Origin of the sequence: Halobellus salinus (genome assembly GCF_014646875.1) — an archaeon.
Taxonomy (GTDB): Archaea; Halobacteriota; Halobacteria; order Halobacteriales; family Haloferacaceae; genus Haloquadratum; species Haloquadratum salinum.
This window is the reverse complement of record NZ_BMOC01000003.1, coordinates 172,477-196,184: the sequence shown is the minus strand read 5'-3', so window position 1 is coordinate 196,184 and position 23,708 is coordinate 172,477. Positions and strand designations below refer to the sequence as shown.

Here is a 23,708-nt window from a genome sequence, read left to right as displayed (position 1 = left end):
TCGTTGTGTTTGGCTACGCCGCCATGAACCGGACGCTCCGCGAGCACGACCCACCCCGGCGCTGCAACCGCGACATACGCAAACGGACGTGGGAGCGGGAGGGTATCGACCGGGTCGCAGAACTGACCGAGCGGAACTTCGAGGACCTCCGCGCGATCCTCCGGTGGAACATCGACCACGGGATCCGGTTCTACCGGTGTAGCTCGACGCTCGTCCCGTGGAACTCCCAGTTCGAGCTACCGGAACTCCCAAACTACGACCGGATCGCCTCGCTCGCGACACAATGTGGGGCGTTAGTCCGGAACAACGGGATGCGGCTCACCTTCCACCCCGACCACTGGTGCAAACTCGCGAGCGAGTCGGCGGACACGGTTGAGCGGTCCGTCGAGTCGGTCGAACACCACGGCCGGTGGCTGGACCTGCTGGGGCTGCCGCGCTCTCCACGGTACGCGATCAATGTCCACATCGGGGCACACTACGGCGACAAGTCGGCCACCGCCGAGCGGTTCTGTGCGGTTGTCGACGACCTCGCGCCGCGCGCCCGCGAGCGACTGGTCGTCGAGAACGACGACACGGACTCGCTGTGGGGTGTCACCGAACTCGTCGACGCCGTCTCGGAGACGGTCGCGGTCCCGGTGACGTTCGACTACCACCACCACACCTTCACTGCCCGCGGGCACTCCTACCGCGAGGGGTTCGCGGCGGCCAGCGACACGTGGGGCGACGTTCGGCCGATCACACACTACTCCGAGCCGGCACGGCTCCACGACGACCCGGAGGCGCGCCCGCGGGACCACGCCCACCACGTCGCTGGCGTCCCCGAATGGCTCGCCGAACAGTCGGACGTGATGCTCGAGTCCGGTGGGAAAGAACGGTCCGTCCTCCGACTGCGGGACTGACCCCCGGCCCGCGCTCTGTTCACCCGTCGACCGAACGGACCGCGAGCGCCGCCGTACAGACACACGGCGTCCCGCACTTCGGACACGGCCCGTCGGTGTGGCCGGCGATCGACCGCGTGGAGACGATGTCGTACCCGTGGGCAGCCAGGAGCCGTGCCGGCGAGTCGGGACCGCCGTGGAACCACGCGTCGGCGACGAACGCCGCCACCCCCTCGGCGAGACCGATCTCGTGGAGCTGTTCGAGCAGGCGGCTCCCAACCCCCGCCCCGGTGTGGTCCGGCGCCACGTATCCGGCGTGGATGAGGCCGTACCGGGGCGTGTCAGGTATCGACAGCGGGTCTGCGCCGTCGAACAGGTGCATCGCGTCGCGAACGGCCGCCCGCTCCTCGTAGAGGCTCAACGCCATCACTCCGACGACGTCCCCCTCTCTCTCCGCCTCGGCGACGCGGACGAACGTGCCGCTCGTCGGGTCGCCGGTGGGAACGTCGTACGACCACCCCTCGGCGAGGTGAGCGGCGATGATCCCGGCGACCGCCTCCCGATCGGACTCCTGCAACGGGCGCACCGTCCCCATTCGCGTTTCAGACCCCGCTGCAGCGGTATGAGTCTTTCAGTTCGCCCCGCCGGTCAGATCCCGTAGGGGTCGAACGTCGGCCGGGTGTCGGCGTCCAGCGGGCACGCGTACTCCGAACGGAGCCGTTCCGCGAACGCCGTTCCGGACCGGGTGAACAGGAAGACCACGCCGTAGGGGTGCGTGTACGACGACGCGTCCGGGGGGTCGGGATCGAGGAACACCGCCTCAACGGCGGGGTCACCGACCTCCGGGACGGCGTCGAACCGGGGCTCGAGCGGGAGCAGCCCGGTCAGCACGTTCGGCACGAACGCCCCGTTCGGCAGCGGATCACGTGGCTGGACCCCGCAGACGCCGATCCGCTCGTCGGCTTCGGTCACGACGGCGTACGCCGGCTCCGTCAGACCGGACGTCCAGCACGCCCGCGCGAGGTCCGGTGGGTCGACGTCGGTGGCGAAAGCGGTTCGCACCCGCCCGACCCGTTCGACGGCCCCCAACCGCCACGGCTCGGCGTCGTCGTCGGGGTCGCCTTCGAGGGTCGCCTCGACCAGATCCCCGGTCGCTAACTCGTCAACCGCGGGCTGGCGGTCAGGGTAGCCGGAGCTGTAGACCGAGTACAACGTCGGCGAGTCGACGGCCTGGAGGTTGATGTGCGGGACCGACTCGACAACGCGGTACACCCGGAAGCGCCCGGACTGTTCCATACGACACACCGGTCGCGAAGCGGGCTATGGGTTTCGGTCACCCGAACGCGCCGACCCGCCCCACTGGGTGCCGGAACCCCCATACGACTCGGGGCCGTGGCTATTGTATGGACCCATCCCAGGTCGAGACGGCCGCCGACCCGGAGGCGCTCGCGGCGCGGTTGCCGACGACCCCGCCCGCGGGGTGGCAGCGGACGGACAGCGGCGGCGGTATCATCGAGTACCGGCTTCCGGACGAACGGGGGCTCTGTGCCGCCGGCAAGGTGACGGTCAGACCGGACGTTCTCGGCGACGCCGCGGTCCGCGTTGACCTCGCGAAGGGCTGCCGGAGTGCCGGTACGACCTACTACGACACCGTTGCGGCAGCCGCTGCGGGCGTCGCGGAGACACTCGAAACGGCGCCATCGGGCGAGTGAATACACCGAAAACCGGGACTGTGGGGCGACGGGCCCCCGACCGCGTCGACGTCGAAGCGCCGCGGCGTCACGGTCACGTTGCGGTCAGTGATCCGGCTTCAGTTGTGGGTTTCCTCCTCGATGCTGTGTGAACCGCCGCGGCGGTTGCGGCGTGCCGGACGGGCGCCGGACCGCCCGGGATCCGGCGCCACGCCGGCCGTTCGGCGCTCCGTTGATCAAAACCTATTGCGCTGCTCCGAGTGAGAGCCCGTATGGCGAAGTACGTCGGCCTCGATTGGGCCTCGACCGGGTGGTTCGGCGTGGTCTTCGACGACGACGGTGGGTGGGATACCGGCGTCTACCCGTCGGTCTGGAGTGCCTGGAAGTACCACAGCGACGCCGCCCGGATCCTGATCGGCATCCCGATCGGGTTGCCCGCCGACCGAAAGCGAGCCTGCGACGTGGCGGCGAGGCGGAAACTGGGCCGACGCGGGAGCAGCGTCTTTTACACGCCGCTCCGTGCTGCGGTCTACTGCCAGACCCTCGAGAAGGCCAAGGCGGTGAACGAGGCCGGCGCCGACTTCAGCATCCAGAACCAAGCGTGGAGCATTGTCCCCCGGATCCGGGAAGTCGACGAGTTCCTCGACATGTTCCCCAGCGCCCGTGACCGGTTGGTCGAGACCCACCCCGAGGTCTGTTTCTACGCGTTGAACGGTCACACGCCGCTTTCGGAGCCCAAGCGGACACGCGCCGGCGTCCAGCGCCGGATCGACCTCCTCGCCGACGAGGACCCCGACACGCGGGCGGTGTGTGCGGACGCCATCGACCGGTACACCACGCCGAGCTACGCCCCGAGCGTGGGCGGCGCCGACGACGTCGTCGACGCGGTGGCGGCGGCCGTGACGGCACGACGCGGTCCCGAGGAGTGGTCGACGCTGCCGGAGACGCCCCCGGCAGACGACCGTGGGCTGCCGATGCGCATCGTCCACCCCGCCGACACCGCACAGACCCGGCTGACGAACCTGTCGTCGCCGGAGTGACCCGATCCTGCTGCCGGCTGTCTCCGGTCTGACGAGTCGCAACTGTTTTCTTTGCTGTGGTGGTCGTTCACGTAGAACAATGAAGGTACTCTGTCTCGACGTCGACTCCTTTCGCGCGGACCACGTCGGGGGCTACGGCTACGACCGGCCGACCACCCCGAACATCGACGGCCTGATCGACGACGGCGTCGCGTTCGAGCGCGGGTACGTGGCGAACTCGCCGTGTATGCCCTCGCGGGCGGGGTTTTCCTCCGGGCGGTACGGCATCGCCAACGGCGTCGAGACCCACGGCCAGCAGTCGCAGTCGACACACCGGCCGGCCTCGGAGACCGACTGGGCGGGGTCGTGGACCGAGAACCAACCCGGCCGGCCGTGGTGGACGCTGCCGGAGCTGTTCTTCCAGAACCGGATCCGGACCATCGGGGTCTCGTCGTTCCCGCGACACCCCGCGCCGTGGTTCTATCACGTCTGGCACGAGTTCCGCCAGCCACAGGAACCGGACGAGGACATGACCGTCGAGTGGGGGCACGTTTCGTTTCAGACCCCGCGGGCGTCTGCCGTCGTCAACGAATCGATCGACGCGCTCGACCGCACCGACGACGACTTCTTCCTGTACGCGCAGTTCTGGGACCCCCACGCGCCGTACAACCGCTCCAAGGAGGAGATCGACCGGTTCCGCGACGGCGACCTCCCTCCCCACCCGACCGCCGACCAGCTCGAGGAACACCGGACGTGGGACGCGGTTCGGTCGGCGTCTCACACCGGCATCGACTCCCGCGAGGAGCTCGGAGAACTGATTGCGACCTACGACGCCGAGATCAGGTACGCCGACCGCCACATCGGCCGGCTGCTCCAGTACCTCCGCGACACCGGCCAGTACGACGACACCCTGATTGTGTTGCTGGGCGACCACGGCGAGGAGTTCGGCGAACACGGCCTCTACCGCGAGCACTGGTCGACCCACGACGGCACCCAACGGGTCCCCATGGTGATCAAACCGCCCGGCGACACCCCCGTCGAAACAGGGACGCGCGAGCACCTCGTCACCAACGTCGACCTCGCGCCCACGATCGCGGACTACCTGGGCGTCGAACCCCCGGCGCGGTGGCAGGGCCGGTCGCTCCGCCCGATCATCGAGGACGGTTCCGCAGCGGGGCGGGACGCGATCGTGGTCGATCACGGGCTCTACACCGCCCAGCGCGCGGTCCGGACCGACCGGTGGAAGCTGATCCACACCCTCCACCCCGGGATGTGGGGTGGTGTCCTCCCCGAGTACCAACTGTACGACATGCACGACGATCCCTGGGAACAGACCGACGTGAGCGACGCCCACTCCGACGTCGTCGACGACCTCGACGAGCGGAAGTTGGTGTGGGCCGGCCGCCACCGCGAGGGCAGCGTCGACACACTGCAACGGGTCGCCGAACACGGGCCGTCGGGGCACCTCTCGTTCGCCGACGACTTCGAGGGAGTGTGACATCCTCCTCGCCCTGAAAGGCGAGGCTTTCGCCTCGAATTTTCCGTAACGCGGGTCGCTACCACGAAACACACGAGCCCTCTCCAACCGACACACCTACCACGAAACACACGAGCCCTCTCCAACCGGCACACCTACCACGAAACACGCGAGCCCTCTCCAACCGGCACACCTACCACGAAACACGCGAGCCCTCGATCCGAACCGACCCTGCCGGCCGGCGTCGTCGGCCCGTGTCCCGCACACCCGCGACTCTCTCCGCACCTTTTTACACTACCGGTGAGATCACTCACGTATCGCAGGACCGCCGGGTGACACAATTGACACGGGTGAGTGAGGGCTGGCCGCAGACGGTCGCGGTTGCACTGGTTGGCGCAATAGTCGTGCTGTCGGTGTGTGCGCCCGCAGCCGCGGCAACGGCAACGGAAACGGCAACGGAAACGGCAACGGAAACGGCAACGGCAACGGATACCGACGTCACCTTCGTCGAGTCCGGGATCACGTCGAATACGACCTGGACGCCCAAGGACGGCCCATACCGAATTATCCAGGACATCGAGGTCGCGCCCGGCGCGACCCTGACGGTCGACCCCGGGACTCGAATCGAACTCGCCGAGGACATCACCGTGACCGTGAGCGGTTCGTTCCGGACGAACGGGACGGCGACCCGCCCGGTGTCGGTCACGCGCTCCGAGGGCGCCGACGCGGATCGCCGGTGGGCGAGCCTCCGGTACAACGGAACAGCGGAGAGTTCACTCAGACTCGCCCACACGACGCTTGCGGGCGGCACCACGGGACTCAGCGTGGTGAGCAGTGCTGGCACAGTCGAGGTCGTCGACTCCACAGTGCGGGATTTCACGACGGCCGGACTCGCCGTCGAAGAGACGACCGCTGCACCGCTGATCTCGGTCAGCGGATCGACGTTCCGAGCCATCGGCGACCACGCGATCCAGGCGAGTCCCGGTGCCGGGACGACCGACCGGATCTCGCTGACGGCTGCGCCGAACACGAGAGACGAGGACGCTGTCCACACCCTCGAACTACAGCCCGGCACCGGTGTGTCGATGGATTCGATCCGGCTGCGGTACCGCTCGGACGGGTCAGTCGCGTCGGTCGACGCCGGGAGCATCGAGCGCATCGGCCTCGACCGGGACCGCGACGGCAGCATCGAGCGGTCGTTCGCCGAGTCGGTGGCGTCGGTGTCGTCGACGGACGCCCGACTGGCGGTCTCGCTCTCGGAATCCGTCGAAATCCCGAGCGACGGGGCGTTGATCGTGGAGTACGACGACGCGGTGAACCCGACGACACGCGGGATCTACCCCGTCGGCGTCCAACTCCGTGACGCGGGGGTGTCACAGCTCGCCGCGGGTGTGGAGGCCGCGTTCGTCGTCGGCGGCGTGACGCCGCCGACCGACCTGGCCCGCGGCCCCGAACCCAGAGTGGTCGCCGTCGGCGACCCGTCCACCGTGGTGTACCGTCGCGACGCCGACCAGCCCTCGACACGGGTGCGCGGGCTCTCGGTCGTCGATTCCACGTTCCGCGAGGTTGACGGGGCGGGCGTGTTCGTCGCCGCCGACCGCGTCACCCGAGTTTACGCGCTCCGAAACCGGATCACCGGGGTCGCCGGGAGCGGCGTTGTGGTCCGCGCCGAGCGCACCGAGGCCCTCTTCCGGAACAACGAGATCACGGATGCGCGTGACGGCATCCGAGTCACCACCAGCGACGACGTGTCGGTGACGGCCACCAGGAACCGGATCCGGGGCACCCGAACCGGGGTTCGGGTCCGCCAGATTGGGGCAGAGAGTCTGGCCGACGGGACGGTCACGCTGCGGCGGAACACGCTCACGGACAACACCGCCCACGGTGTGGGGATCGACACTGACAGCCTCAATCTCGCGGTCGACGCCGCCAACAACACGATCGGGAACAACGGCGGTAGCGGGGTCTCCGTTTCGGGGTGGCGGGTCCAACGGGGAATGCTCCACGACAACGAGATCGTCGGGAACGCCGACAACGGCGTGTCGGTTCGAACGAACGCCGTGACGCGGGAGCTTGCGGTGTCAGACAACACGATCACCGACAACGGTGGTCACGGGGTTGAACTCCGGTCGGACCTCGTCGTCCACGCCACCGCCCTCACCGGCAACCAGCTCACGAACAACGCCGGGGCGGGGCTCGTCGTCACCAGTCCCATCACCCACCGTTCGAACCTCTCGGTTGCGGACAACGTCGTCGCCGCAAATACCTACGGGCTGATCCTCCGGGGCGTGATGGCCACGACAGTCCGCAACAACGACATCGTGTTCAACACCAACCGCTTTGCCGACCCGCCCGGGGTGCCGGATGTCGACCCGGGCACGGGCATCCACGTCGCCGGGGGCGACGCCGGGGTGATTCTCAACCAGGCCGACTCGGAGATCCCGCTCTCCGAACTCGTCTCCGACCCCGCGATCGACGACCAACTCGAGGCCGTCCGCGTCGGCGACGGGGTCGTGGCCGTTCTCCGGACCGACGGACCGGGCTCCACGCGGAGTGTTGCCGCGACTGCGGTCACGATCAGGGGCGTGAGCGCCGACATCCCGACCGGGATCCGAGTCCCGAAAACCGGGTCGACAAACAGCAGCTACCGCGTCAGCGGGAACGGGATCTACGGCCAGGATCGGGGGCTAACGGTCGATGTGGAGTCGCTTGTCACGACCAACACGACGGCGCGCATCCTGACCGAGCCGACGCGGACCGTCCACGCCGAATCCAACTACTGGGGCGATCCGGACGGCCCGTACCACTCGTCGATCCTCCCGGAGGGCGAGGGGAACCCGGTCGTTACCGAACGGGGGTGGGTCGACTTCGTCCCGTTCCGGGACACGCCCACCACACCCGAGTACACCCGGCCGGCCGCCGTGATCGACGCCCCCACGAACGCAGCGCCGGGCGCGGAGGTCCGACTCTCCGGGGCCGACTCGACGAGCGACCAGGGGTCGGTCGTGCGGTACCACTACCGGCGGGACGACACCGCCCAACCGGTCACCGACCGCCCGTCGTACACCTTCGAGATGCCAGCCCAGCGCGTTGAGGTGGGGCTCGTCGTCGAGAACACCCTCGGAATCGACAGCGCCGCCACGTCGGTCGCGATCGACCCGGGGACGGAGACGCCGTCGGCGACACCCACGGCAACGCCAGCAGCCGGGACCGAGGCTCCCGCGACACCGGCCACGACACCGTCGGTCGACTCCGACCAGACACTCCTCGGGAGCCTGGGCTCGATCCCGGGGCTCCTCGGCGGGGTCTGCTACCTCCTGGCGCTGCTGTTCGGGGTGTACGGGATGGCACTCACACTCACCGGCCGCACCCCGCCGGTCAGCGGGCTGCGGATCCAGGGTCTCGCGGCGTTCGGGGTCTTGGTCTGGGTTGTCGCCGGCGTGCTCGGGTCCGGTCCGCTTCTGACCGTCGGACTCGCGGCTGCGGTCGCCTGGGTGGTGTTGACCGGCGCCGCGTACGCCGCCGCGACACGAGGCCTGCTCGATGGCGTCCTCGGGTGAGTCCGGCGCCGTCAACGGGGCGGGGCGCCCGTCCGGCCGCCCGGCCGCGCTCGCTGCCGGACGGCCGAGGGGTCGCCTCCGACAACGTGTATATGCCGCTGTGGCGCCAACGCGAGGTAATGCACTCCGACTCCGCGACGTTTCACGAACTCCCGAGGAGCGATGTGACCCAGACTCAGGGGACGTTCCGGATCCGACTCAACTTCCCCGGTCGCGCGGTTCCCGGCCACGATGACCACGGGTACGGTCCGCTCGCGACGGTCGTGGAGTCGTTCATGGATCCTGACACGCTGATCCCGATGCACCCCCACCGGAACGAGGAGATCGTCTCGTGGGTGCCGGCGGGCGTTATGCGTCACGACGACCGCGAGGGCAACGATCTGGTGACCGACCCCGAGACCCTGCTTGTGATGAACGCCGGGAGCGGGTTCTGGCACGCCGAGCGGACCCTCGCAGAGGATCCGCCGCTGCGGATGCTCCAGATCTTCGTCCGGCCGCACACCCTGGGCCTCGAACCGGAGATCCAACACGAACCGCTCCCCGACCCGGTCGCAAACCAGTGGCGGCACGTGTTCGGTCCCGAGGGGTCCGAGGCGCCCGCGTCCGTCCGCAACGCGGTCCACCTCCACGACATCCGACTCGACGCGGGTGAGACCGTGGCCCTCCCGACCACCCCCGAGTGGGACACGTACCTGTACGTGTTCGACGGCAGGGTCACCGCCGCGGGCACCGACCTCGACGCGACCGAGAGCGGCGTGTTCGTCGGCGACGCCGCCGCGTCCGTCTCCGGCCGGACAGACGCCACGCTGGTCGCGTTCGTGGTCGATCCCGACGCGCCGATCACCCGGCAGGGGACCATCGGCCGGTAGCGGTCCCGTCGCCGGGCGTCGTCGGTACCCCGCAGCGCCGGCGGCCCGCACGCCCCACGTTCCGCACCACCGCCCCGGGCGGCGCTACTTCCCGCTACTTCCCGCGTCGCCCCCGACCGAACAACCGATCGGCAAACGACCGGTCGGTCGGGCGTTCGGCCAGGAGCACCGACGCCTCGACCTCGTCGACGACCTGCAGGTGGAGGGAGTTGGTGACCAGCCGGGCCAACAGCCCGCGCTCGGTCGCGCCGAGCATAACCATGGTGTTGCCGTTGGCGGCGCGTTCGATCGCAGCCTCGACGTCCCCGGAGTCGTCAACGGTTGCGGTCGCCTCTGTGAGGTCGTGTTCGGCCGCCCACTCCCGGAGGAACGCCTCGCCGGCATCGCGTCCCCCGGGGCCGTCGACGACGTGCAACAGCGAGACCTCGGCCCCGACAGTCGTGTTGAGCGCGCGGGCGACCTCGGCGCTCAGATCCGAGTCGGGGCCGCCAGCGGTCGGCAAGAGTACCCGCGAGTAGTCCAGATCGCGGTCTTTCACCACGAGGAAGTCACACGGCAGTTGGTTCGTGAGTTCGTCGAGCGGGCGCTCCGCGCGGGCCGAGGCCCACAACTCGTTGCGCTCCCACTCCATCACGACCAGGTCGGGACGGGTCCGGTTCGCCCGGTCGAAGACGTCCTCGAACGACCGGTGGGTGATGATGGTCGAGGTTTCGAGGGTGACGCCGTACCGGTCGCCGATCCCTCTGACGTCCTCGAGCAGCCGTTCGGATTCGGCGGTGATCCGGTCGCGCCGGTCGTGTCCCGACGCCCGTCTACGCTTTTCGGGCGCCTGAACCACGTGGACGACGTGGACGGTTCCCGTCTCGCGGTTGCTCGCGACCGCACACGCCAGGTCGACGATCCCGGTTTCGGTCCGGGGGTTTGCGATCGGGACCAGAATGCGGTAGGAGTCGGGGTCGCGGACGAACTCCTCGACGGTGTCGACCAGGGGCACGTACGAGCGCCCCGCCAACCCGCCGAGCAGCCACTCGCGGACCGACAGCTGGCGGACGTTCTCGAAGCGCGCGGTCTCGAGGCGCTGTTCGGTGGTCTGATAGTAGTTCACCACAGTCACCAACACCACCCCACCGATGGTGTTCCCGAGCAGCACGGGGATGACGAAGTCGGTGAACGCGAGCACGACTCCCACGTCGCCGACAAAAATCAAAAATAGCGCCTCGGTGAACGAGACGACGACGTGGAACAGGTCCCCGAGCGGGATGACGAGAAACGCGAGGTAGACAGTGAGCAGCCGGGTGACCGTGTCGCGGGCCGCGAAGTTCACCCACACCACGCCGGCGACGACCAGCCCCGCGAACGCGGCCTTGAAAAACAGCTGGATCCGAGTCACGTCGTAGACACCGTGACGGGCGAACTCCGCGGCTGCGGCCGCGGCCTCCGGTTCGAGCACGCCGCCGAACGCGAGCACGGCCGCGCCCACCGCGCCCCCGGCGAAGTTGCCCGCCAACACGATCACCCAGTGGCGAAACAACACTGGGATCGACGCCAGCCGTTCGAGGGTCAGCGCCACCGGTGGGAGGGTGTTTTCGGTGTACAGCTGATAGCCGCCGATGATGATGTAGATGAACCCGATGGGGTAGAGCAGCGCCGCGACGACGCTGCTGTCGGTCTTCGGATACATCGACGCGTAGACGAGCAGGGTGATGGTGATCGCGAACCCCCCGGCCACGGCGCTGAAAAACAGCTCCCGGGCGCCGGAGGTGATCTCGTGGTCGGCGTCGGCGACGATCCGCTGGAACACCTCGTCGGAGGAGAACATATCGGCGATAACGCCGCCGGCGGTCGGAACGCCGTCGTCCCCGCCGTCGGGTGGGCCCACGTCCCCGCTAGCATCGACCATTGGTTGATTCAGGAACACACCGGGTGAAGAGCTTTGCTTTCCGACTGTTCGCGCTGTGGCACCGGGTGCGGACCGAAGCGCGGTCCCGGTTGACGAGTACGGGATCGACGACTCTCGGCTTCGCCTCCCGTCACACACCGCCACCGGTTTGTTCCCGCGGCCGCACTCTCGAACCGTTGACGCAACTCAGACGGGCGCTCGCCGACTGCCTGTGCTGCGAACGCGGATTCGAGGACCGGTGCGAGCTGCTGATCGACACGCGCGACCTCGGTGACGTTGCCGCTGCCGGAGAGCCGACGCCGCGTGTCACCGCCGGCCTCGACGACCGCGGGGCGGCGCTTCTCGGTCGCATTCGGCGATTCGACGCGGGCCCGCTCGGGATCACGCTCTCGGGGCCGGCGTACCGGGACAATCCGATCCTCTACGCGAACGAAGCGTTCAGGGACCTCACCGGCTACCCGCTCGGCGAACTCCGCGGGGAGAACCCGAGGCTGCTTCAGGGTCCCGCCACCGACCCCGAGGCTGTCGCGACGCTGCGTGAAGCGGTCGACACCTGGACCGAGGCGACCGTCGAACTCCGGAACTACCGCCGCGACGGTACCGGCTTCCGCAACCGCGTCACCGTCGTCCCCGTCCCGGACGAGAGCGGAACGGTCGCCCACTGGCTCGGTATCCAGTCGGCTGTCGATGGGTGATGCGGTCGAGTGCACAACTCACTCAAATGGAAATCGTGTAGAGTCTCGGGTAGTAGCTGTACCGAGGCGCTAAGCCCCCTTCCTCAGCGAGCGCCGACCGAATGGGAGGCGCGAGCAGGGAGGGGATACACCGCCGCACGGTTCTCATACACTCTACGGTTGCAGGCCCACAGGCCCACGCAATCGTAACGTTTTTCTCAGACATCGCGCAGGCTGACCCTGCCGAGCGCCCTACTGATCTCAAGTCTCTGAAAGAGATAGTTGAGCGCGGGGCGCGGATCGCAGCGTTCCTTGACCGCGTCGACCACGACCACCCCTCGGTTGCGGTCACGGAATGGCAGGACGCGCCGGTGATGGCCGTGAACGATACGTTTCCGAACGTCTTGGGGCCGATCGACCGCCGGACCGAAGCGATGGGGGAGAAGACGTGGGAACGCTCGGATCTACTTGTGTACGACTGGGAGGCATTCGAGTCACTGGTTGGGTCGCTCTACGCAGACGAGGGCTACGACGTGGGGGTCACGATTGCCACCAACGACGGTGGTGCCGACGTCTGGGCGCGGTCGCCGACCGAAACCGTCGCAATCCGGGTCAAACAGAATTCCCAAGGAAATACGGTCGGCCGTCGCGTCCTCCAGCAACTGGCCAGCACCATCGCCAAGGGCAGTGCAGACCGGGTCGCGGTCGTGACCAGCGCGGATCTCACTGACACCGCAACCGAGTACGCGACCGAATTCTGGCCAGAAATGGAACTTGTCAACGGCAACGATCTAGTGCGGCGGCTCTCAGCATCAGATCTCCCGCCGCCATAGATGACCAAGGTCTGATCGAGTTATGGAATAACCCGGTTAGGAACAGCCGGGGTTCCCCAGTTGAAGCCGATATCTGGTCCTGTTGACCGAAAGAACTAGGCGGATTATCTGCATTATTCGGTTATGATTCGCGTCGACGACGCGGGAGATGTCACGAAGTGCTGGCTTTCTCCAGATGAGCTATCGACTCTCGAACGGTCGGCTGGGGAAGGTGGCTGGGAAAGAGAGATCGCAGTACAACTGATACAGCGGTGTGGCCTCCGGGTATCTGAGGTAAGCTACCCCGGTGATGACCGTCTTCGCTACTCCAAAGACGGTGGTGCGTGGCTGTTCGAGGTCCGCGGAAAGAATACGAAAGGTGGTGACCGCAAAACGAGAGACGCCTGGATGCCCGATGACGTCGCTGATGATGTCCGCACAGCCGTGAGCGACAACTGGACCCGTCTGAGTCGTGGGTTGACGTGAGTACTCCATCGGTTCGTCGGTGGGTCAAAGAAGCGGCAAAGGCGATTGCTGAGGATCTGGACGAACCACGATGGCGGTCTGTATCCTCGCACGATCTAAGACGCTCTTGGGCGACATACCATCTTATCGAGCGCCAGGTGGACGTTCGGACGATGATGAGCATCGGCGGTTGGTCCGACTATTCCGCGGTTGAGCCATCCCTCGCAGAGCCAACTGAGGCTCGGATCGGGGAGGCGATGGAAACGTAGACTCAACCACTGATCTCTCCGCAGTAGACGAAACATAAAGTGACTCGGTTCAATCTACGAACGTATGAACTTCGTATCTGACGGCGGCAGCTCTCCCGTCCCATCGCTGTCTCGCCAGTTCCCGCCGGGAGACGTGAATATGGATCTGACTATGTGTGGTCTCCTTGTCGAACGAGCCGAGGAACTCGCCCAACTCTACGCCGAGCACGGCAACTGGAACGAAGTCAAAGAGGTCTGGTTTGACGAACGACTGTCGAACCGAAGCACACGAGGCAGCTCCCAGAAAATATACCGCGTGTTGACGTCGCGGTTCAAGAACGCCCCCAGGGCGCTCCCGAATCCGAGCGTTCTACCAGCGATATTCGACGACTGTCACACGACTCGCGACAAAGCGCAGATTCTCTATCTCTACCTTGTTTCGGATGATTCGCTCGTTCGGTACGCCGTCCACGAATATGTCTCACGTTTTATGAAAGACAGACCGGATTCGCTTAATTTCTCGAATGAAACGCTTGTCGATATCCTCACTCGGCTGGAGTACTCTGACGGAACCTCCTTCGACTACGCCGAGTCAACGACCAGGCGGTGGTGCGAAGGCTTTCGCTCGGTACTGCGTGAAATCGGTGTACTCGACGGACAGCAATCGGTCGCTGGTGCATCTCCGTCGATAGGCGACATCCCGCTACTTGTCGCGATGGACTATTCGTACGAGAGCGATGACGATGAGTGGCTCACTGCGCCGCGAGGGTTACTCTATCTCTTCCAGCCTGAGAACCGTTGGGAAGAGCTCTTCGACCGAGTTGTGAGCACCGGCGCGTGGGAGTACATCGAGCTGCACGGTGATCTCGACGTACGTCCCAGTGATGGACCGTATTCGTGGCCACACGACGGAGGTGACAGCTAATGGTCGACGGGAACTGGTTCGACGACCTCCCGGATGATTTCGAGGAGTCGGTCCGTATTGATCGGGACGAGCAAGACCACCGTCAACGAGCCATCCGGTCGTATCATATGACTGCTGACTCCCGCCGGTTTATTGGGGACTTCGTCGACCGAACGCTCGGCCAGGCAGACGATATGCGGACGGGATCGAACTACTGGCTCTACGGCTACTACGGAAGTGGGAAGAGCCACCTGCTGACCGTCCTCGATGGACTGCTGGACACCGACTGGCTCGACGGACAACAGGATGCGATTTGGTCAGATCTCGTTCAGGCCTCCGGTGACGAGGAGTTCGAGAAACTAAGCGATCGTTGGCAAGCGGTTCACGAGGAGTACTACGTTATCCCGATCTCAGTCAATCTCCTGAAGTACCAGGGTCAAAAGCAACGGAGCTTCAGCGAAATTGCTCTCAGACACGCCCACAAAGATGGGGATCTAACCGGCGTTGATGATGGTATCTCGGAAGGACTGTCCTCGCAACTCGATGTTGCATACTTCGAGAAATGGTTCCGAACGACGGATGCGTGGCCCAATCGGCAGGCTCGTGCGGAAGCCGTGCTTGCGGATGTGACAACCGCGAATAACGATTACAACTGGCAATCTGACGGCCTCTGGAAGGATGTGCAGAGCTATGGTGTACTGGCAGACGTCGTGCTTCCCAAGCTCTTCGAGGCGGTCAACGAGACACGTGACGGATATACAGACCTGCAACCGTCTGACATCGACCCAGAGGAGGTCGTGAGCAGGCTGGAAGAGCTACGGACCGAGCGGGAGGCAGAGCTAGGGAAACCAGTGAAGCTCGTGTTGCTCCTCGATGAGGTGAGCCTCTTTATCGGGACCGATTTCGGGCGACTGACCGAACTTCAGACACTTGCCGAGAACGTCGACGACATCGGCGATGGCGACATCCAGTTGGTCGCGACCGCGCAAGCGAAGATCGAGGACGTCCAGCCAAAGTTCGCTGCACACGGTGCGGATTTCAGTATCGTCAAAGATCGATTCCCGCACCGGTATCAGCTCCCCAGTAAGCACGTCGGCGATATCGCAAAGCGCCGTCTCTTCGAGAAGTCCGATGTTGGGGAGACGGCAGTTCGAGAGGTGCTCGACGAAGCGTCGGTGAAGCCGACCGAATCATTGGTCTACAACGAAGTCAAGCAGAATACGAAACCGCCACTCGACAGCATCGACGACGAGGAACTCGTCGAGTTCTATCCGTTTCTCCCGTACCACGCCCCCTTGTTCCTCGAGATCCTATTCAACCTCCGCCAGGAGGCAAGTGACCCGGCGAAGTCCATCTTCTCGGGCACGGCACGAGCCATTCTCGCGCTTATGCACAACCTCCTACAGGAGTGGGTTGATGAGGGTGAGGATGACCGTGTTATCACACTCGTGGATTTCTACGAGTTGGTGAAGCCGGAGATCAGAGAGATACTCGAACAGGATATGCGCGTCATCGAAGGCTCTGACGCGAGTCGAGGGATCGAAGACGAGGTGCGTGATGGGGACTTGGAGGAATTCGATCTCGATGTCGCGAAAGCCGTTCTCCTACTCCAACACATCCACGATATCGCCCCACTCAACGAGGGGAACATCGCGGTTTCCGTGATGTCGGATCTCAACGGTCAGTCCTGGATCAGTACCCAGAACCGAGTCGAGGAGTCACTTGGACGCCTCCAGAAGTTCATCCGGCCGACAGGGGATGAAACGGGGGCTCGGTACCGCTTTGCGACCCAGGTAGAGCGGATTATCTACGAAGATACGGAGGCAAACGAAGACGACCCCGACTGGGACGCTGTACTGCAAACGCTGGACGAGCATCTCTGGCATCGGATCATACAAGACCTCTCACTGCCAGAATCGGTTCCGTACGGAGAGTCTGGCGATGAATATCCCGTATCGTATGAATTCCGTCTCGATGGAACCGACTTCGAGACTACTGTCGACGCTGATGGGGGACTTGATATCCCTATCGAAGTACAGGGTATTCGCCCAGATTACACCGCCGATAACAGTGATGAGGAAACTCTCTACTGGACGATAGACACGGATGGTCTTGAGGATCTTCGAAACCATCTCGTCGAATGGTGGGCACTCCGTGACGCGATTTCGACACAAAAAGCACCGAGAGCTGTTGAACGAGATCTTGAGCAGCGTGCTAGTGCTGTTCGGAGTAAACTCGTTAGTGCGATGCAGAGCGGTTCGTATACGGTGAAAGACCGAACGGATCTTACTGGTATCTCCGCGGCCGTTCAGACTGCCGTTGATGTCGGATATCCCGATGACTTCCACCCGATGATGCTGCAGGTGACCGACAATCGACTGCAGGAATTGGCGGAGCTCTCGACAGGAGATCCACTTCCTGCGTGGGCGCACACGATTCAGGTGCCATCGTCTGATTCGTCTGCAAGCCAGGGGAAGAAATCAATTCAGCGTAACGTGATGGCTCTCACGGGGCGACAGTTGAGAGACCGCGACGGCGGCCTCAATATGAATACTGTTCTCGATGGCATTACCTCGGAGAAGCCGTTCTACGACGACGCTCGTCCAGCGCTCTGTGCGATCATTTGGGGGTTCTGTCGGGAGGGCCGATTGGTTCCCGTTGACGAAGACGGGAATACGCTGGAAAACTCGGTTGTACTCGATCGAGAGCAGCTCTCGACGACGAGGCTGAAGCTACTCCCGCGGGAGCCGATTGGGAAGCTCCTCGAAGAGGGTGGTTTCAAGAAAACGACAGAAACGGTCGCAGACGGACTCATCAACCTACAGGAAGCGAACCAGCAGTTACGGTCGTCACTCATTGGACTTCAGGAGGATGTCCAACTGGTCGTCGATACCGATATCCACTCTGACGCTGTCGCTGGGCTCCTCAAAGCGCTCATCGAGGAGCTGGCAGATCGTATCACCGCCACTACTGATCGGTTGTCCGTCGTGAAATCGCAAGGAGACGGACTCGGAGACGCAATCGAACAGACGAACGACGCACAGAAGTGGTTCGATGAAGTGAAAGACGTCTGGACCCGTCGGCTCGGGTCACTCTACCGGTTCGACGCGCAACTCACGGTGGGCGACGACCGGTTCGAGTGGGTCGACGACGAAGCATTATCCGCAGTCATTAGACAGCGCGATGCGCTCGAAAACTTCGGTGGAAACTGGTGGACGACAGGCGGATGGAAGACTCTCGTCGCAGAGACAACAACCGGGCTAGATAACGAATTCCAGCGCTCTTGGAACACCTACAGCGACCAGCAAGGGCTCACTGACCTCGTTGAGGGCATCGATAGCAATCCGTGGGTCATCCCAGCTACAGAGCTTCCAGCAGGTGTACAGCCTACGATGGAACGTGAGTATATCAAGCCGCTACGAGAGATGCAGCGCTGGTACGAGACGATCGACCAAGTTGTCGCGTCGCTCGCTTCAGACGATGAGGACACACTGGTCTCGGCTGCTGCTGATATCTCTGATACAGATCCACTATCCACAGCGACTGATTGCGATATGGATGAGTTGTCATCCAGGCTCACGCGACTCACTGCAATCGTTGGCAACCGGACGCCCGATGACGTCGATCAGATCGGTATGCTTCCGGACGACCGCGAGAGCATCGACCGGCATCTCGAACGTCTCGTCGAGAGTCGAGAACTATATATCGACACGACGGACTCGGGGGTGGTCATCCGATGACCGAGTCACCGTATCGTGGGTTTAAAAAGAAGCTCTGCACGTTCGCCGACGGTCAGGCCGGTATCCGGAATCCATTCGTCATCGCTGCTATCGACCCAGCGATCGAACACCGCACTGCAGAACGGCTGAGTGCGTGGGCAAATGGAGCTAACGAAGCACCCTCACCCGACGATGGAGTCACCGTGCAGCCGATCTGGCTTGACGAACTCCTCCCCAAGACGAAAGTATACAATCTCTCGGTGGTGCTCGGTGGGGAAACAACCTCAGAACGTATCGAAGGGACGATGCAGGACCGGCTTGCCGACGAACTGGTCCAAGAGATGATCTCGAACGAAATCGACGATGACAAACTCGAAACCCAGAGCCACATCGTCCTGTTACTCAACCTCGGCAGCCTCTATCCGTTCACGCGCGCCTCGGAACTCCTTGACGAACTCGACCGTCGAAACGTCCGATCGACGATCGGGATTCCCTTCCCAGGTGATGTCGTTGGTGGGAAGTTGAGCTTCTTCGGCGGCGATTCGCGGCACTACTACCCGGCGCACCAGATCGACGGCCAAATCCGGGAGGTGCATCTCCAATAATGAGTATCAGCAATCTATTCCGCAGCGACCCAACCCGACAGCTCGAAGAAGTCCAGAAAGTCAACGCTCGGGAACGGGCTGAGACCGATGTCGTCGAGTTCCACGAGACGGAGAGTGCAAAGCGTGTCCTTACTGAACTCGGTAGCATCATCGAGACACATCCAGGAGAGGCCGCTCGCTTCCTCTATCTCCACGCGACGTTCGGATCGGGAAAGACACACCTGCTGAAGCTCATCGGTCTCGTCGCCGATACCGAGTCCGAGTTTGCACATCTGGGTACCAAACTCGCCAAGCAGTGGCCTGGGTTCGATAACCTCGCTAAGTCGATCGACGACTCACACGTGGAGCGTTTGAAACCGGTGTTCCTGAACCTCCTCGACCGGGATGCCTCGAAGGAACCGCCACTCCCGTTCCTCATCTTCGAGGCGATCGGACGCGAACTCGGTTATCCGACCGACCCCAACTGGCTGCTCGAGTGGGCCTGGACCGTCGATATGGAGTACGACGGCGTCTGGGGCGCGCTCCAAACCACCGAATGCGATGGGCAGACGTTCGAAGACGTGCTCGAAGAGCGTGCTTCGCTGCGGCGGTGGCTCTACGAGGCACTCCCAGCACTGTCGGAGACGACAGGGACCGAGCTCGACAGCCGGGACGGCGTGAAAGCGTCCATCGAGCGGGCCGAAGCGGAGGTCGACCCCGAGTCGTTCGATCCCGGTGAGTTGGTCGAACGCGTCGAGACCGTGACTGCAGCACTAAACGGAGAAGGCCCGCATACCGAGCTCCTCCTTGGCCTCGACGAGGTCGCGCTGTTTGTCGGCGATAGCCGGCATCGCTATCGCGAGTTCGAGGAGACGATGGAAGCGCTCCAATACGGGCCGAATCCGGTCGTCGTGACCACCGGCCAGTACTCGCTTCCTGCGACACGGGAAAGCCTCATCGGAAACCCCTCCGAGGACCACTGGACGCATCAGCAGGTGCCACTCGAAGGGGCGGACACGGAAATCATCGTCCGGAAACGCTGGCTCAAGAAGGACGGTACAGGCAGGTCCCGAGTCTCCTCGCTCATCTCATCGACGCCGGACCTCTCGCTGGAGGCGTATTCACCAGTCGGGAGTGCAGATCCTGACCCCGTCGAATCGTATCCGTTCCGCGAGTACGACCTGACCCTGTTGCGGACGGTGATGCAGGAGCTGATCACGCAAGGCCGAGCCACCGACCGTGACTACATCCAGGGCCGTGCGTTGCTCGTTCTGGTGCGGTCGCTGTTCACGAAGTTCGGCTGGGCCGATGCGGAGGAGGGTGCCCTCGTTACGTGGGACGAACTGTTCAATCTGCTCGTTGAGGAGACGACATACGTGCCGCTGTGGGTGCAGGAGATGCTCGAAAACACGTTGATCCCGACCTTCGATGGGAACACCGAGGCGTGGGAAGTCCGCGTCTCGAAGGCGCTGTATCTACTGAACCAGATACCGGCTGTCCCTGCGACGCCGGAGAATCTCGGGCGGTTGATGCTTGACAACGTGAATGCATCGGTTGACGAACGCGTCGAGGAGACTCGATCGGCACTCAACACGCTCGTCGATAAGCGGAAAGTGCTCACCGAGACGAACGATCAAGACGACGAGGTGTACACGCTGGTCTCGGAGGAACAGGAGAGTATCCTGAGTCGGGCACAGACGAAAGCAGAGCAGATCTCGCCACACCAACTCTCCGCCTGGCTGGAGACGCGACTCCGGGAGAACGACGACTTCTTCAGGAGCGACAACAGCCGGCACGAGGCCGATGTCGGTGACGAGCGACTCGTTCCACTCCGCTACGAGTATTCCATCCTCGACCCAGTGGACAGAGCACCGAGCCCGGAGTACGATGCCGTCCGAATTCGCGTCCTCGCCGACGACCCCGATACGGTCTCTGATCAGGTGGAGACGTGGCAGGATGTGAACGACGGACGCGATGGTGGCGAACACGTCCTCATCGCGATCGACGTTCCCGAGACGACACTCGACAGGATTCGCAACGTTATCGGGATGGGGCAGGTGCTGGACGAGGAGACCGAGAGCCACGAGGAGCTCGAACGGGAACACCGGACTGATAAACGGCGGCTGGAGTCGTCCGTGAGCGAACTCCTCGAAAACGCGTCCGTCCACACAGTCCACGATTACCGAGGTGAGCGACCAAGCGTTCTGGACGAGGTCGTCGAAGACCAGGTGCAGGCGGTCTTTGGCTCGACTCGGAGGGTCCTCTCGCGGCCGCTCGTCGAGGTGGACGACGCAAAGGAGCTGGCGAAATTCTTCCGTGGAAGTGGGAGCTGGCCACTCGGCGATGGTGACGCTGTGATGCTCGGCGTCGATACGTCGAGCACGGAGATCGCGGATACCGGCTGGTGCCGGGAGTTCATCGACGAGTACGAATCACAGACTGCAGTGGACGTCGAAACGCTGCTCCAGCAAACGCGTACAGCGAACGGGGACTACCGCGGGACGCCACAAGAGTCGATTGCAGCGCTGCTCGTCACGCTCGCGACATCGAACGAGAGGGTCGCACTGAAGCAGGACACAGACTACGTGACCGATCCAGCGGCGATCGGGCGGCAGGTCCGGACGAAAGGCGGTCTCACGTCGTTACAGGTGCGCTTCGGCGTCGACACGGTCAATCCCAAGGAGATTCGGAAGGTCGTATCGACGGTCATCGGGCACGACCCCGGAGGCAGCGATCCAGACGAGTGGGTAGCAGAACTCGCCTCGTGGGTTGCTGATAACAGCGTGCTCGTCAAGCGGACGTTCAAGAGTGTTTCACCCGAGTTCGACGTGTCTCTGGATTCCCTGGAGCGTGTGCTGTCGCCCGCGTACAGTGGTAACGATATCACCACGTCAGAACTGGTCGAGGACGGTATTCAATCGGAGGCGGAGACGTTCGCGGATGGCCGTGAACTCTTCGCTGTAGTAGACGGCAGAGAAACGCTCTGGGGTCAGTTCACCAGTACGCTCGAACTGATGGAGGACCTCTACCCCGGTGCGACGATCACCTCGCGGATGCAGACGACCGCGGAGAGCGGGTCTGTTCAGACGAAGACGACCGTAACGTCGCGCCTTGCGGATGCGACGGGCCACCGTGTCGACGAACTCTCGGCACAGTACCGTCGGGTGACGGGTGAGCCCGCCGACTCGTCAGACCCCGACGAAATTTGCGTGGAGCTGACCGAATGGCTTCGCAAGAACGAGTCGACGGTCAACACGCTGCTTGACGATGCCACAGCAACGTTCGACGGTGTGTCGTTTGGCGATATTGAGTCGGTGCTCGAAGCCGCGTCGAATGATGGTCAGATCGAAGAGGCCCAGATCGTCGATGCTGCGTTCGATCAGCAGATCAAGGCGTATCAAAGGGCTCGAGAGATCCTACAGGGGGATCCGAGCCCGTGGTCACAACTAAAAGACAGGTACAGGACACTCCGTGCCGAGCACCCACAGTCGCCCACTACGGAGTCAATCGGGGATGCACTGGATGCCTCGCGTCCACCGTCACTCGAGGAGGTTCAGCGACTCCTCACTATGCCAGTTATTGGTGGGGACGACATCTGGGCGGAGCTCCAGCGCGTCGCCGAAGAGCTCCGGCAAGAGCTTCCGAACGCTGACGTCACTGATGAGGTGACGGGGTTAGTCGATGCGAACGACAGACCGACTGACGAACGGGCGACGGAGCTCCTCGACGAAGCCGAGAAATTGCTTGCTCGGATCCGCGCAGTCAGGGATGCTTTGGACGACGTCGACGATGGGGATATCGTGCTGATCGAAGAGTAGCCTCTCAACCAGATGAGGGGTTCCAGAACTCCAAAGTCGATACTCGGGTTGCTAACCCCGCTGTTTTCGACGTACACACAGGGAGAGAACCGCGTCACTTCGATGCTCCTCGCAGTGCTTGAGCACGTCAACACCCGGCTGGCTGAGGACATCCTCGAGGCACTCACCGACGAATCAGACCTCTTGCTGGCACCGTTCGACAATCAGGTTATGATCGAACCCGACGTACACAACCGACTTCGAAGCGTAGAGCTATCGTAGCGCCCGAGCGTGCCATACCTGTCTCACAGCCGGTCGCCAAGATTATTATGCGTGGCTACACTACTGACCAATAGCAGCAGAGAGACCGTTATGAGCGAAGAAACAGCAGAACTGTGGGCCCGTGCGAAAGACGGTGACGATGAGCCCGCCGAGCTGGAAGCGGAGCTGGCGGCGCTCAATCGGGGCGTCGACTGGGACCGAGCGAATCTCAGCACCGAGTCGTCGGACGAGAGAGAGCAACTCGCGGCTGACGACTGACCTGGATGCTGATCCTGGATAGTAACGTCTGGATATACGTAGCAACAGCCGAGGAATTTCCAGTTGAGATCTATTCCAACGAACTTCGCGAGCGGCTGTACTTCTTTGAGGAGTTGTACGAGGGCCGCCACCAGACGGTCCTCTCGGCGTATATGCTGGAGGAGATACAGCAGGGGCTATTTCGGTCCAAACGAGTCTCTGAAGCCGAAATAGAGGATATCCTGACGAAACTGTTCACGTTGCTATACTCGTGTGAAGACGTTCTCGTCCCGTTCGATCAAGCGCAGCTCCGAGACGTGGATCTCGCGGAGGTCCGTGGCCGAACGAACAACAGGCTTCTTGCACAGCTACTGGACATCCAGGCGAAGGACGTCCCGATTCTATCACTCGCGTACGAGCATCGGACCGAGCACCCACTCATCCTAACCGACGACGGCGGATTCAGCGACTTGTCGCCCCCAGCGGTCGGCTTGCCGAACATTACGATCGAGGGGCTCTCGCTCACCTGGTGACCGTCGCGGAGGGCGACTGGCTCGTCGGCAACATTAAAGACGCTCGTGTCAGTCGGTGG

At 63.6% G+C, this 23,708-nt stretch carries 19 protein-coding genes; 16 read left to right on the top strand and 3 right to left on the bottom strand.

What is annotated here, in order from left to right; all coding sequences use genetic code 11:
* The first annotated feature begins 5 nt into the window (after positions 1-5).
* Positions 6-899 (top strand): UV DNA damage repair endonuclease UvsE, encoded by an 894-nt coding sequence (gene uvsE, locus IEX72_RS04300; protein ID WP_188786202.1) that lies wholly within the window; start codon positions 6-8, stop codon positions 897-899.
* A gap of 19 nt (positions 900-918) precedes the next feature.
* Here the strand turns inward: uvsE and IEX72_RS04295 are convergent, their stop codons facing one another.
* On the bottom strand, positions 919-1,473 hold the full coding sequence (locus IEX72_RS04295; protein WP_188786146.1) for a GNAT family N-acetyltransferase: 555 nt from the start codon (positions 1,471-1,473) through the stop codon (positions 919-921).
* 53 nt (positions 1,474-1,526) lie between these two features.
* Positions 1,527-2,174 (bottom strand): hypothetical protein, encoded by a 648-nt coding sequence (locus IEX72_RS04290; RefSeq protein WP_188786145.1) that lies wholly within the window; start codon positions 2,172-2,174, stop codon positions 1,527-1,529.
* A 107-nt stretch (positions 2,175-2,281) separates the two neighbouring features.
* Here IEX72_RS04290 and IEX72_RS04285 point away from each other — a divergent pair, with 107 nt between their 5' ends.
* The 5 genes from IEX72_RS04285 to IEX72_RS04265 all read left to right on the top strand — a co-directional run bounded on the left by IEX72_RS04285 (position 2,282) and on the right by IEX72_RS04265 (position 9,494).
* The gene (locus IEX72_RS04285) at positions 2,282-2,590 is read left to right on the top strand and encodes a hypothetical protein (RefSeq protein ID WP_188786144.1); all 309 of its coding nucleotides are present in this window, start codon (positions 2,282-2,284) and stop codon (positions 2,588-2,590) included.
* A gap of 251 nt (positions 2,591-2,841) precedes the next feature.
* The gene (locus IEX72_RS04280) at positions 2,842-3,609 is read left to right on the top strand and encodes a DUF429 domain-containing protein (protein WP_188786143.1); all 768 of its coding nucleotides are present in this window, start codon (positions 2,842-2,844) and stop codon (positions 3,607-3,609) included.
* A 79-nt stretch (positions 3,610-3,688) separates the two neighbouring features.
* Positions 3,689-5,086: a sulfatase family protein gene (locus tag IEX72_RS04275; RefSeq protein WP_188786142.1), complete on the top strand. Its 1,398-nt coding sequence runs from the start codon at positions 3,689-3,691 to the stop codon at positions 5,084-5,086.
* 329 nt (positions 5,087-5,415) lie between these two features.
* Complete coding sequence (locus IEX72_RS04270; RefSeq protein WP_229663734.1) at positions 5,416-8,625, top strand: right-handed parallel beta-helix repeat-containing protein; 3,210 nt, start codon at positions 5,416-5,418, stop codon at positions 8,623-8,625.
* A 119-nt stretch (positions 8,626-8,744) separates the two neighbouring features.
* On the top strand, positions 8,745-9,494 hold the full coding sequence (locus IEX72_RS04265; protein ID WP_188786141.1) for a pirin family protein: 750 nt from the start codon (positions 8,745-8,747) through the stop codon (positions 9,492-9,494).
* A 94-nt stretch (positions 9,495-9,588) separates the two neighbouring features.
* On the opposite strand, the gene IEX72_RS04260 is transcribed toward IEX72_RS04265, so the two are convergent.
* A complete protein-coding gene (locus tag IEX72_RS04260; RefSeq protein ID WP_188786140.1) occupies positions 9,589-11,394 on the bottom strand; it encodes a formate/nitrite transporter family protein in 1,806 nt (601 codons plus the stop codon).
* Positions 11,395-11,570: 176 nt separating this feature from the next.
* Between IEX72_RS04260 and IEX72_RS04255 the strand changes: the two genes are divergently transcribed.
* The 10 genes from IEX72_RS04255 (at position 11,571) to IEX72_RS04210 (ending at position 23,649) form a co-directional block, all read left to right on the top strand.
* A complete protein-coding gene (locus IEX72_RS04255) occupies positions 11,571-12,089 on the top strand; it encodes a PAS domain-containing protein (protein WP_188786139.1) in 519 nt (172 codons plus the stop codon).
* Positions 12,090-12,190: 101 nt separating this feature from the next.
* Positions 12,191-12,901 carry a restriction endonuclease gene (locus IEX72_RS04250; RefSeq protein ID WP_188786138.1) on the top strand — a complete coding sequence of 237 codons (711 nt, stop codon included), beginning with the start codon at positions 12,191-12,193 and terminating at the stop codon, positions 12,899-12,901.
* Positions 12,902-13,362: 461 nt separating this feature from the next.
* Positions 13,363-13,614 (top strand): tyrosine-type recombinase/integrase, encoded by a 252-nt coding sequence (locus IEX72_RS15150; RefSeq protein ID WP_229663733.1) that lies wholly within the window; start codon positions 13,363-13,365, stop codon positions 13,612-13,614.
* A 64-nt stretch (positions 13,615-13,678) separates the two neighbouring features.
* Entirely contained in the window at positions 13,679-14,518 is an 840-nt protein-coding gene (locus IEX72_RS04240; protein WP_188786137.1) for a BrxA family protein, read from the top strand.
* Positions 14,518-18,237, top strand: coding sequence for a hypothetical protein (locus IEX72_RS04235; RefSeq protein WP_188786136.1), 3,720 nt, complete (start codon positions 14,518-14,520; stop codon positions 18,235-18,237). The genes IEX72_RS04240 and IEX72_RS04235 overlap by 1 nt, the downstream gene beginning before the upstream one ends.
* Positions 18,234-18,821, top strand: a complete 588-nt coding sequence (locus IEX72_RS04230) for a BREX protein BrxB domain-containing protein (protein WP_188786135.1) — start codon at positions 18,234-18,236, stop codon at positions 18,819-18,821. Before IEX72_RS04235 ends, IEX72_RS04230 begins: the two co-directional genes overlap by 4 nt.
* The gene (locus IEX72_RS04225) at positions 18,821-22,618 is read left to right on the top strand and encodes a hypothetical protein (protein WP_188786134.1); all 3,798 of its coding nucleotides are present in this window, start codon (positions 18,821-18,823) and stop codon (positions 22,616-22,618) included. Before IEX72_RS04230 ends, IEX72_RS04225 begins: the two co-directional genes overlap by 1 nt.
* A gap of 102 nt (positions 22,619-22,720) precedes the next feature.
* Positions 22,721-22,879 (top strand): hypothetical protein, encoded by a 159-nt coding sequence (locus IEX72_RS04220; RefSeq protein ID WP_188786205.1) that lies wholly within the window; start codon positions 22,721-22,723, stop codon positions 22,877-22,879.
* Positions 22,880-22,969: 90 nt separating this feature from the next.
* Positions 22,970-23,137: a hypothetical protein gene (locus IEX72_RS04215; RefSeq protein ID WP_188786133.1), complete on the top strand. Its 168-nt coding sequence runs from the start codon at positions 22,970-22,972 to the stop codon at positions 23,135-23,137.
* A gap of 5 nt (positions 23,138-23,142) precedes the next feature.
* Positions 23,143-23,649, top strand: coding sequence for a hypothetical protein (locus IEX72_RS04210; protein WP_188786132.1), 507 nt, complete (start codon positions 23,143-23,145; stop codon positions 23,647-23,649).
* Positions 23,650-23,708: the final 59 nt, after the last annotated feature.